The following is an 11,853-nucleotide window of genomic DNA, read 5'->3' on the forward strand; positions in this document are numbered from 1 at the left end:
TACATGGCAAAGGAATTATTAAATCAAGAAGAGCCGGTACATGCTGAAGAAATGCAGGATATTATCGGTACACCGCCAATGTGGTTGTATAGGTGGGGAATAAGTCTGGTATTAGCTATCGCAATAATATGTGTGTTCATTTCATCAACTATAAGCTATCCCGAAGCTATTCAAACACAGATAAAAATACATTCGGTAAACTCACCATATAGCTTGTCAATAAAAGATTCGGCGAGATTAATCAAGATATTGGTACAAAATAATAGCTCCGTCAAGAAAGACGATTATTTGGCAGTCCTCGAAAATTCGACCGGCAGAAAGAACCTTAAAGCACCGGTAGATGGGCAATTAATTTATGCGGGGGTGATACATGAAAATGAACAATTACATCCTAATCAGAATGTATTTTTTATAGTTGGTGAGAATAGAGGGTTTTACGGAGAAATGATTGTTTCGCAAAATGATATTTATAAGGTTAAATCAGGGCAAACAGTATTAATTAAACTTAGAAATCCTGTTGATGACCAACGTACGTTGGACGGTGTAATCAGGTATGTTACCGATGATCAAGTAAAAACAGGAGAATATGTCGCAGAGGTGGCTTTTGATAACCATAGAAGCGGATATTTATTATTGAAGAACGGGATGATAGCCGACGCCGAAATTATAACAGCCAAAGCCACTTTATTTCACCGTTTAATTAACAGCTTAATGAGAGGGATAAAATGAAACATATTTTTTTTATCCTTTTTTTAATGGTAGCGACAAATTTGAAGGCGCAACAAATTATCAATAAAGACGCACCGAAGTTGCCTGCGCGGGAGTTTCGCCAGGTTAGCGGGATTGTACAGGACAGTACCGGAACGCCGGTTGCCAGGGCTACGGTCATACTAAAGTCTGCAAAAGATTCGATGGCGACAAGCTCTGATAAAGATGGGATTTTTATATTCGAGAATGTAAGAGAGGCGACATTTTTACTTACCGTATCCGAAGTAGGATTTACAACCAAGGTGAGCCGGTATTTAAATAATGAGGAGACAAAAAAAATTGTACTGGCACCAATAATACTCAAAGATCAATATTATCAGCTTAAACAAGTCAACGTTAACGGAACGCCCACGATTGTTTATAAAACGGACACCGTCCAATACAGGGCCAGCGATTATAAAGTACCCGCTTACTCTACCGTGGATCAGTTACTGAAGAAGATGGAGGGAATGGAGGTTGGAGCAGATGGGACACTGGTACACCAGGGTCAACAAGTGACAAAAGCCAAGCTTAACGGAAAAGTATTTGGAGGGGGAAATGTAGCACAGGCCATCCAGAATTTGCCGGCTTCCATCGTGGATAAAATTCAGATAGTTGATGATTATGGAGATCAGGCTGCCCGGACCGGGATAAAAGATGGCGCCCCTTCAAAAACATTGAACATCACCACCAGGGCCGATAAGTCAATTGGTACTATTGCCCGGATCGTATCGCAAGAAGGAAATCATGGCCGGTATAATGAACAGCTTTCGGTACAGCATATCAATGCCAACCGGGTAATAAATTTAATTGGCAATGTAAGCAGCACTGTCAATGGTGTCGCTTCAACGTCGCCAACAAGTTCCGTGATATCCGCTCCCGGAACAACCCGATCCGGGTCACCTACCTTTAGTTATACTGATGATTGGGGCAGTAAAATAGTGGCCACCGGCAGTTACGTTTATAATTTTAATAATACCAACTCAATAAGCAATACTTACGGCTTTGCAAATTCAAGCAATGGGTTAAGTAAATTCATTAACAATAGCACGGTTAAAAACTCAAGCCGTGGCAATACTGTAAAATTTCAACTGGAGGATAACCTTGATAAATCCAACTATCTCCAAATCAACGCAACATTCAATAATATTAATTCCTCGGCAACCACCAGTACGCTAACAAGTAATTTAAATTATTTTACCACTGGATTTGAACACCCGGTGGTAAACCTCGAAGCAGTCAATTCAACTACCGGTCATGGCTATGGTTTAACAGCACTATTTGTGCATACATTTAAAAAGCCCAAAAGAAACTTTTCTATTCAGGCTGGCTTCACTCAATCAAATAGCCAGATAAAGGGGGATAAAAGCACTGAGTACCGTTATTACCTTGACACAACGCAGAACACGTTGGTAAAAGACTCCTTATCCCATTTAATAATTAACAAAACAAGTAACAGCAAAGTCTATCGTTCCGTTGTTACTTATGTTGAGCCGTTAACGGCCAGGGCGCAACTTGAGTTTACCGGACAAATAAGAAACGCAGTTTATGACAATAAAGCGATATCGGATACGGTGTTGGCGAATGGTCAGTTACAGGAACTCACCCGGTTGGAGAATACTTATCATTTTTCGTTTACAGAAACAAGGGCCACGGTTGATTACCGGTATAGCGGCCGAAAGAGCAATTTATCCCTGGGGGCTACATTTGTACCTACCGCACTATCAGGCACACAGGTAGACAATAATACGGCCAATAATGTTTCTACCTCCCGATTGGATTTTAGGATCATACCCGTATTCAGGTATTCCTACTCCTGGTCAACTTCCGAAAGATTTCAAATAGCGTATTCCGGTATCAACACCGAGCCGGAGTTTCAACAAATACAGCCTTTTATAGACAGATCGGATCCCAATAACATTATTATAGGCAACCCCAACCTTAAGCCTACCTTTACCCATAGCGTTACGGCCAGTTACAACAAATATTTCCCCAATGACAAGTTTAATATTTCTTTTAATGTAGACGGAAGATTATATGATAATCAGGTAGCGACCAATATTGTGCAGATCACAGCACCCATTTCGGCGACATTAAATAAAACCATCAATGAAATTAATTATGTTAATATAAACGGCGACAAGGCAATAACAGGCGGCTACTCAATTTCAAAACAATTAAATGATCGGAACTATTATCTTGGGTTAAACGGAAGCATTACTTATGGCTATTTCAATGCGGTAAGCAATAGTATATCCTACCATACATCCCAATGGGATTTTAATGAAAGGTTTGGCCCTCAGATAAGTTTAAATGATAATAAGTTTATAATAAGCCCTTACATAGGTTATGAGGTCAACAGGTCATTCACCAACACATTAAATGCAACTTCAAACACCATTCAAACCACCAAATTGGCGATTGATGGTCAGATATATTTACCAAGAAATTTTCAGTTACATTATAATGCCATCAAAAATTACATATCGGGCTTTACAAATTATAAACAAAACCCGCTGGTAATTAATGCCGGTTTTGAAAAGCGATTTTCAATGCGGACACAGAGTTTGGCACTCACCTTTGATGTATTCGATCTATTACACCAGAACAATTTTTTACAGCAATCGGTTACGCCGCAGTCCACAACTTGCACACAGTCAAATACTTTAAGTCGATATTTTTTGGTGGGGCTAAAATTAAACCTGCAAAAATGGGGGGGGACGCCGATGCATAACGGCCAACCGTTGAAACGCAGGGGGGACGGGAGCTTTATTCATTAACCGGCTAAATAATGACTTAGAACATTTACACAACTAAAAATCCAATATGAAAATCGTTCAAACTTCCTGGGCATGTAATCAAAAGGATATGCTGAAATTTAATGCCGGATGGTATTCGCCCGAATATCATTTAATGGGCTGGGCTTTAAGCTGTCTGCAATTAAAAAAATATTACGATGAGGTTGTATTACATGCCGATAGTGTTACAGCAAAAACTCTAATTGATACCTTACGGCTACCCTATACAGATGTAGTATGCGACTTGGATCAATTCGATCAAAACCCCTCTGAGTTATGGGGGTTGCCCAAAATACATACCTATTCACAACAAGCCGTACCATTTTTACACGTGGACGGAGATGTAATTATTTGGAAACCCTTTGATGAAAGTCTGCTTCATGGCGATTTGATAGCACAGAATTTGGAAGTTGGAACTAGCTTTTATGAAAATTTATTTAGCGAATTGGAACCCAGATTAACCTACATTCCAATTGAAGTAACAGAAGAAAAAGATAAAAAAGATAAAATATATGCCTACAACGCCGGGATCATAGGCGGCAACGACTTGAGTTTTTTTAATCTTTATACAGCACGATCAAAGGAAACAATAAGCAATAATGTCAACAGTCTCTCCAATATTAATATTGGCGCTTTCAATATATATTTTGAGCAATATCTTTTTTATTGCCTGGCAGCTAAATTTAATAAAAAGGTAAATGTGTTATTTGATGAGATTATTCCTGATAACCAATATAAATCGTTCGGCGATTTTACGGAAGTGCCTTTTAACAAAAATTACCTGCATCTGATAGGTCAATATAAAAGAACTTCGAATGTTTGTCAACAACTGGCAAACAGGTTAAGGCAGGATTATCCTGAATATTATTACCGGATAATTGCATTGTTTAAGAATCAGCAGACTCCCTTAAAAAAGGATTATTACTATTTTATTAATCAGCCCACCGAAAAATATTTAACAGATAGATATTTTAATTTGAAGGATTGCCAACAACATCCGGATTGGGTAATATCTGAAAAGAATACAGGTATTAAATCAGAAACCAAACGTCAGTTTCAAAGTAAAATAGTTGAAAATGTATTAGCAGCGATCGATAATACAGAAACAAATAATATAGATGATGCCATATATTCCAAAATGCTGAATGACGCAAAGTTATTTGAGGCAAGGCTTAATGATACTATAGAAAACGATTTTTCTCAACATTCAAATGAATTTCTGTACCAACGAGACATTGCACATACTAATTATTTTGAATACATTTTTGCTGACAGAGACAGTAGCTATGCTAAGAAGATCGTAGCAGATAAGATAGTTCAAATAACGGAAAGCTCGTTTGACTGGAGGTCGTTTGATACTGAAATTAGTAAAAATTTAAAGAAACGGCCGCTAAATTTAAATGAAACCCCAACAAGTGTTTATGTATGCATTATACCGGAATGCCATTACAAGGGCTATTCGTTGTCAATAATTGATGATTTGGATATGCGCTTATTACAGATATCGGAACAGCCGGTAGCAATAAATGATGTATTAACTGAAATAAGATCCGTTTTTGAGCCGGATGATCTTAAGGCTTCTTTAGCTGAATTTGAGTTGTTAATTATCGGTAGAATAAAACTTATGTTACAAGCTAAAATAATTAAAGCTGTTAAATAAAATGAACAAGGCTATATAAACTTGAATACGCTGGGTTTTTCTTGGTAGGTTGAGCCTTTACTGTTAAAGCCTGGAAAGTCGCCAAGCTAAATAAATAAAACAATCGGTTGCTTCTGAAAAGTAACATAGGTGGGAATTCCATAAAAGGTGGAAGCAAATTTACCAGCCTAATAATCGCAAAACAAGAAATGACAAATCAAACCTTCATCCCCGCATTTATTATTAACAACAACAGTACAGATGGCACAGAAACTGTTTTGAAAGAATTTTCAGGAAAAAAGGAATTTCTGGTGAACATTATAGCGCCCGTAATGGACGAAGATAATGTAATAAGCTTACCAAAAACTATTCAGCATATTATCCGAAAAGTGACGGCAACCGAAACCGATTATATTCTAATATGCCAGGATGACCATCAATTTACCGATAGCTATTCAAAGAATAATTTAATTAAGTGCATTAGTCAGGCCAAAGATTTAGGTGCCGATATTTTATGTGGTGGGCTGGGCACATTCAGGAGTGCTTTGAGGATTTCAAAACATATTTTTTGGGTAGAGGATTTTGCAGGATTGCCATTTACAATTGTCTTCCGCTCATTCTTCGAATCCATTCTAACAGATGATTATAAAACTTTCCCATTTACCAATGGTAAATTTTTTATATATCCTTTTATATCAATTAAGAAGGAACTCGTCCGTGATAACGCAACGCCCGGCAATACCGAAATAAGCAGAACGGAAAATGTAAGCGGGTTGGCTTCAGCACAAGTTGAAATATTAGATAATATTTCCGCATTTTATCAAGAATTTTCCGGGCAAAAGCAGAACGACTTGGGCGAAGAGTTTTTGAATGATGTAGCTATTCCAACCTATATTATCAATCTTCCCGAGCGAACAGAACGACTCGACCATATAAAAAAGCAATTCGCGGGAAAGGATGAGTTCAAAGTTCAAATAATCGAAGCTTGCAAAAATCCGATTGGTGCGGTTGGGCTTTGGGAAAGCATTCGGAAGATAGTAAAGATTGCTATGGATAGCGAAGATGATGTAATCATTATTTGCGAGGACGATCATCAGTTTACGGCCGATTATTCCAAATCACTTTTACTTAAAAATATATTGGAAGCCCATGAACAGCATACGGAAATGATTTCGGGCGGTATCTGTGAGTTCCATAAAGCCCTTCCTGTTACCACTAACAGAGCCTGGGTGAGTACTTCCTTTTGTACGCAATTTATAATTTTATATAAACCTGTATTTCAAAAAATATTGGACACCCCTTACGACAATACGGTAACGGCAGATGCAATGCTTTCGATGATACTGAGTAATAAAATGGTGTTTTTCCCATTTATCTCTGCCCAAAAGCCGTTTGGCTATTCAGATGTAACTAAAGGTAATCATGAAAATATAGAGTTGTTTGCCAAGTCATTTTATCGCGAGAACACAAGATTAAAGCGAATATATGAAGCAAAGGCCGCTTATTCGAGTTTACAAATGTCCTGACAAGAATTGTATGTTCTAATGTATAGATTCGAAATATTTAAGAACAATCATCAGTGATTGTTTTACTCATCACGTATTAATAGTTATAAAAATGAATATGACAAGACAATGCATCCCCACCTTTATTATCAACCCCAAAGACCGGATGGATTTTAAAGAAAATAGCCTCAAGGAGTTTAATGGGAAAGAAGAATTTGCACTGAATTTTGTGGAACCCATTACCGATGAAAATAAAATAAGTGATTTATGGAAAACTATCCAACAAATTGTACAAAATGTAATAAGCACAAATGCAGATTACATTTTGATATGTAAAGACAGCCATCAATTTACAGCCAATTATTCGACGGATAATTTATTAGAATGTATAAGGCAGGCAGAAAAGTTAGGTGCAGATATTTTATGTGGTGACGTAACCTCATTTGGGAGTGCGATAAGAGTTTCAAATAACATATTTTGGGTAGAGAATTTCTCCGAATCACAGTTTACAATTATATTTCGCCCATTTTTTGAAGACATATTATTGTCGGATAAAAATATATTTTCAATTGCGAATGGACAATTCTTTATATATCCATTTATATCAAATTTGACAGAGCCAAAAGGTGCCGGTTTAAAGTCGGATACTAATGAGGCACGCGTAAAACGACCAAGTTTCAATGCTTCGGAACAAGTTGAACTAATAGAATGCATTTCTGCCTTTTATAAGTCATTTTCAATCGAAAATGCAGATGCCTTAAATGAAGAAAACTATGATAACGTCATTATTCCAACATATATAATTAATCTGCCGGAACGAACGGAAAGACTGGAACATATAAAAGGGCAATTTGCTGGGAAGGATGAGTTCAATATCCAGATAATAGAGGCCTGTAAAAATCCAGTCGGCGCCGTGGGCTTATGGGAAACCGTTCGTGAAATTATAAAACTAGCTATTGAAAACGGGGATGATGTAATTATTATTTGTGAAGATGATCATGAGTTTACATCCGACTACTCCAGGTCATTTTTACTTAAAAATATTATGGAGGCTTATTTGCAGCAGGCCGAGATGCTGTTGGGTGGTATCTGTGGATTGATTAAGGCCCTTCCCATTACCAATAATAGAGCCTGGATAGGCTATTCCCATTGTACACAATTTACTATTTTGTATAAACCTGTATTTCAAAAAATATTGGACGAACCCTATAATAATAATGTAGTTGCGGATATTCTGCTTTCCAAAATGGTGATTAATAAAATGGTGTTTTTCCCGTTTATTTCGGTGCAAAAATACTTCGGCTATTCTGATGTGTCAAAAGGAAATAATGACGATAAAGAGATGTTAATCAGAAACTTTACTCGCGCAAATGCTCAGCTAAAGAGAATATATGAGGCAAAAGCGGCTTACGTAGATTCCAACCTGATTTGATAAAAGGTTAGTAAAAAGGTTGCTTAGGATATCTTAAGGGACTGGCAAAACAGTAACGATTGTGGTCGTTATTTGATTAAGCGGGAGCGTCCAGTAAAATATAAATTCAAGCACATATGCTCATGGAGGATGTATTGCTACAACTCATCAATTAATGTAGTAATATGGAATAATAAGAATTAGGTTCAGCTCAACTAATTAATTTTAATTTCCTGATGAATCAAGACTTGAGTATTATGACGTTTACAAAGAGCAATTTAATTCTTCGCCTACTTGATTTTTAAAGATCACAAAACTCTCTAAGTCTCTGATTTAGAGGTTTTTTTTATTCCAATCCTTTTCAATCCTTGCGAATGCACGCTTTGGAACACCAATCCGGCGACCTGAAATTAGTTTCTAATTTTAGGCGCATTTATGTATTAATTAACTGTTATACAGATGTTTATGTATTTAAATAAGTGATTGAAAGGACTTAAATAGACTGTAATTAAATTCTTTCCTGCGCCCTTTTTGCGCCCTGAAAAATGACGGTTTCAGGCGGTAATTTGGATATACCAGTGATATTGCCCCCTCTTCGCCAATCTAAGGAGACTTATAAGCGTTCCGGTGATCGGCAAGCTTACCTTGAAAAAGGTCACCCACGGGTACCGGAACAACGCGATTGATCGGTTTATTTTGGTGAGGGCTAAAAACAGAAAGCGCCGTAAATAGTTCATTTACAGCGCTTTTGATCCTAATTGAATAATACTTGGCGGAGAGTTAGGGATTCGAACCCCAGGAACCTTTCACAGTTCAACAGTTTTCAAGACTGCCGCAATCGACCACTCTGCCAACTCTCCGGGCGCAAAAGTACAAATCTGAACCGAATTGCCAAATCTGAATTGGTATTTTAAGCACAGGTTAAGTAAATGTTATAACGCAGTACCTGTTTATCAGGTTATTATAATTGATTTTTTTTTGTAATTAATCATCTTGCGTTCAGAAAATCACCTCAATGCTCGTATAATCAAGTTTAATAGTCCGGCAGATCATGTTCAAATCTCCTTATACTTTCAAATAGCATGGCAAATCCATCGGCCATTTGACGAAACAACCGCTCGTCAATACTGTATTTAATTGAACCGCGTAAACCACAAGCCTTTAAAATACCCATCCGTTTTAATTCGGCAATATGTTTGGTTATTGTCTCCTGGTTAAACGGGATGCTATATAAACTTTCTTTGGGTACTAAATTGCCGTTAGCTATAATGATACGAACAATGGCAATCCTGACCGGCAATGCAAGGGCTTTCGCAAAATTAGCCAGTTCATTATCGGTATTTGAAAATTTTAAGTTGAAATAAGGCATAACTTGTCTACACGATTTTTAAATAAATTAATAGTACAGCATTAATCGCTGTAAATGCAGGTAATAAGAAAACGTTGTAAAAGGTACTGGCAGGAGAGAAGTTGACAAATCAGATTTTCCAGGTACAGGTAATGGAAAAAATGTTAGCAGCGTAAAAAACCTTGTGAGATCGAAATCTGCTTTGAGTGTCATATTCTGATATGAACAGGAACGGACATAACTCACAAGTACGAATTAACCTGAATTGATTATTTAATGCAGCTAAGGTTTTGCCGAAAATGACCCGCGGGCGGGATAAAAAGAGAACAGGTGCCGATTTACCGTTATTTGCACTCGAAATAACCGGACCGTTTTGTTTTACCGTTCCGTTGTTAAGCGTTAAATACTTTCCTGTTTTGACATGACCTGCAATTTTGGGACATCGTGTAACATACAAACACGAAAAAAAGAAATACCCTATAGCTATAAATAAGCATAGTATTCTTTTACCTAATGTTTCTGTCCTCATGCATCATAATTTTCCAATTCAAATCTATGCGTGTAATATTAATAGTATGTTGTTAAACGATTAAAATAATATTAAGTCAATTGATGTTTTAATTTGCAATTTTGTATATTTAGACATAAACCAAAATGCTTTAACCTTTATAAGTAAAATGATGTGTTTGCTATGGGCAGATATGTTAAAATATTATTCCCTTGTTTGATACTTTTAAGTACAGCTAATTTGTTTGCTCAAAGTAACGGGCGGATTTGTTTTGCTTTTTATGATGGTACATTTAATGCTGATGCTTTAACTATTAGCGATACCACAAGCGGACTATCGGTAAATAACATAAAAAGCTTTTATACCAATGTTGATGCCGGTAATTATAAATCTTTGCTTAATGCATTATTGAGTTATAAACAAGATCACCAGCTTAATGACTGGCTGTATTACCAGCTCGTGCGCAAAACTGCCCAGCAAATAAGCCCTAAAGAAAAAAATTACAATACGTACACCTTGTGTAAATGGTTCCTGATGGTTAAATCGGGCTATGACGCACGATTGGCGCTGGCCGGAAAAAAAATCATTTTTTATGTTTACAACAATGAAGATGTATCAGATATTCCTTCTTATACGGTTGATGATAAAAAGTACATGTGTCTTAACATTCATGACTACCCGGGTACCGATCTTACAATACAACCGGCTATTCCTGTTGATATCAATGTGCCCGGTGCAATAAACTCATTTTCATATAAGGTTACGAGCATGCCTGATTTTGCGCCTGCGGACTATGTTGAAAAGGATCTGCAGTTTACCTACCGGCATAAAGCATACTATTTCAGGATTAAGCTTAACCCGCTGATTGATTCCATTTTCAAGAATTATCCGGTTGTAGATTTTGAATCTTACTTCAATATTCCGCTGAGTAAAGAAACTTATGGATCGCTGATCCCCCTGCTAAAAAAAAATGTGGACGGCATGAGTATCAAAAAAGGTGTTGATTACTTGATGCATTTTACCCGATATGCCTTTTTATATGAAAATGATGATATGAATTTCGGCCGGGAGAAACGGTTGAGCCCGGAAGAAACGCTGTTTGCCCAATACAGCGACTGCGATGATCGTGCCGCGTTATTTTTTTACCTTGTTAAAGAAATATACAATTTGCCGATGATCGCGGTGTTATATCCAACTCATATAACTATGGCAGTGCAGTTTAATAAACCGATGGGGAAACCCTTGCTTTATAAAGGAAAAGCTTATTCCTTTTGTGAGCCCACCCCACAACTGCGCGATCTGAGGATAGGACAGGTGTCTGCTTCACTTAAACAGGTACCTTATAAGGTTGTGTATGAATATAACCCATAAGTTAACAAGGCAGATCAGGTCTGCTGGTCCGCATTGTTAATAGCACTGAGCATATTTTCAAACTCGGCTGTATACTTGTTCCAGGTTGGCCAGTTTACATCATACAATGATTTTTTACCATCAATTGCAACGGTGATCAGCCTGGCATCCATTAATTCTTTTAAATGATGGGATACCGTTGGCTGCGCTAAAGGGAGTATTTCAACTATTTCGCCGCAGGTAAAATGCTTGTGCTGTGCCAAAATACGCATGATTGCGATTCTTGCAGGGTGCGACAGCGCCTTTGCTACCATTGATATGTCCTGATCTGTTGCGGCAAACTCAGTCTTTTTATGATTAGCCATGTTTAAATATGAGTTACAAATATATAATTCATATTTAAACATGAACAACTGTCGGCCGGAGCCTTCATCTAATCTTCATAAGATTACATAAAAATTGAATCTTGCTTCTGAAAGTCTGGGTCTGGAAAACTCATATTATCGTCGAATACATTTTATATTGTTTCTGAATCGTATTATACTTC

The 11,853-nt window shown here is 37.2% G+C and carries 8 protein-coding genes and 1 tRNA gene; 6 read left to right on the plus strand and 3 right to left on the minus strand.

The features are described from left to right. The first annotated feature begins 3 nt into the window (after positions 1-3). The 5 genes from ACEN82_RS11690 (at position 4) to ACEN82_RS11710 (ending at position 8,121) form a co-directional block, all read left to right on the plus strand. On the plus strand, positions 4-729 hold the full coding sequence (locus tag ACEN82_RS11690) for a hypothetical protein (RefSeq protein WP_413322471.1): 726 nt from the start codon (positions 4-6) through the stop codon (positions 727-729). Next, complete coding sequence (locus tag ACEN82_RS11695) at positions 726-3,527, plus strand: TonB-dependent receptor (RefSeq protein ID WP_413322470.1); 2,802 nt, start codon at positions 726-728, stop codon at positions 3,525-3,527. Before ACEN82_RS11690 ends, ACEN82_RS11695 begins: the two co-directional genes overlap by 4 nt. Positions 3,528-3,573: 46 nt before the next feature. Then, positions 3,574-5,205: a DUF6734 family protein gene (locus ACEN82_RS11700; protein WP_413322469.1), complete on the plus strand. Its 1,632-nt coding sequence runs from the start codon at positions 3,574-3,576 to the stop codon at positions 5,203-5,205. Positions 5,206-5,393: 188 nt separating this feature from the next. Beyond that, the gene (locus ACEN82_RS11705; protein WP_413322468.1) at positions 5,394-6,710 is read left to right on the plus strand and encodes a hypothetical protein; all 1,317 of its coding nucleotides are present in this window, start codon (positions 5,394-5,396) and stop codon (positions 6,708-6,710) included. A gap of 145 nt (positions 6,711-6,855) precedes the next feature. Further along, complete coding sequence (locus tag ACEN82_RS11710) at positions 6,856-8,121, plus strand: hypothetical protein (protein WP_413322467.1); 1,266 nt, start codon at positions 6,856-6,858, stop codon at positions 8,119-8,121. Between the two features lie 749 nt (positions 8,122-8,870). Here ACEN82_RS11710 and ACEN82_RS11715 read toward each other — a convergent pair. Both ACEN82_RS11715 and ACEN82_RS11720 read right to left on the minus strand, forming a co-directional pair. Next, positions 8,871-8,960: transfer RNA gene (locus ACEN82_RS11715), tRNA-Ser, on the minus strand. Positions 8,961-9,133: 173 nt separating this feature from the next. Then, a complete protein-coding gene (locus tag ACEN82_RS11720) occupies positions 9,134-9,469 on the minus strand; it encodes a hypothetical protein (RefSeq protein WP_354483001.1) in 336 nt (111 codons plus the stop codon). A 703-nt stretch (positions 9,470-10,172) separates the two neighbouring features. On the opposite strand from ACEN82_RS11720, the gene ACEN82_RS11725 reads away from it, so the two are divergent. Further along, complete coding sequence (locus ACEN82_RS11725; protein ID WP_255485253.1) at positions 10,173-11,327, plus strand: hypothetical protein; 1,155 nt, start codon at positions 10,173-10,175, stop codon at positions 11,325-11,327. A gap of 14 nt (positions 11,328-11,341) precedes the next feature. On the opposite strand, the gene ACEN82_RS11730 is transcribed toward ACEN82_RS11725, so the two are convergent. Then, entirely contained in the window at positions 11,342-11,671 is a 330-nt protein-coding gene (locus ACEN82_RS11730) for an ArsR/SmtB family transcription factor (protein WP_354482998.1), read from the minus strand. Positions 11,672-11,853 lie beyond the last annotated feature (182 nt).

The organism is Mucilaginibacter sp. Mucisp73 (assembly GCF_059491465.1).

Bases quoted from the DNA above. Each gene is read 5' to 3' on its own strand.
- ACEN82_RS11710 (WP_413322467.1), top strand. From the start codon at position 6,856: ATGGATTTTAAAGAAAATAGCCTCAAGGAGTTTAATGGGAAAGAAGAA.
- ACEN82_RS11705 (WP_413322468.1), top strand. From the start codon at position 5,394: ATGACAAATCAAACCTTCATCCCCGCATTTATTATTAACAACAACAGT.
- ACEN82_RS11720 (WP_354483001.1), bottom strand. From the start codon at position 9,469: ATGCCTTATTTCAACTTAAAATTTTCAAATACCGATAATGAACTGGCT.
- ACEN82_RS11730 (WP_354482998.1), bottom strand. From the start codon at position 11,671: ATGGCTAATCATAAAAAGACTGAGTTTGCCGCAACAGATCAGGACATA.
- ACEN82_RS11700 (WP_413322469.1), top strand. From the start codon at position 3,574: ATGAAAATCGTTCAAACTTCCTGGGCATGTAATCAAAAGGATATGCTG.
- ACEN82_RS11695 (WP_413322470.1), top strand. From the start codon at position 726: ATGAAACATATTTTTTTTATCCTTTTTTTAATGGTAGCGACAAATTTG.
- ACEN82_RS11690 (WP_413322471.1), top strand. From the start codon at position 4: ATGGCAAAGGAATTATTAAATCAAGAAGAGCCGGTACATGCTGAAGAA.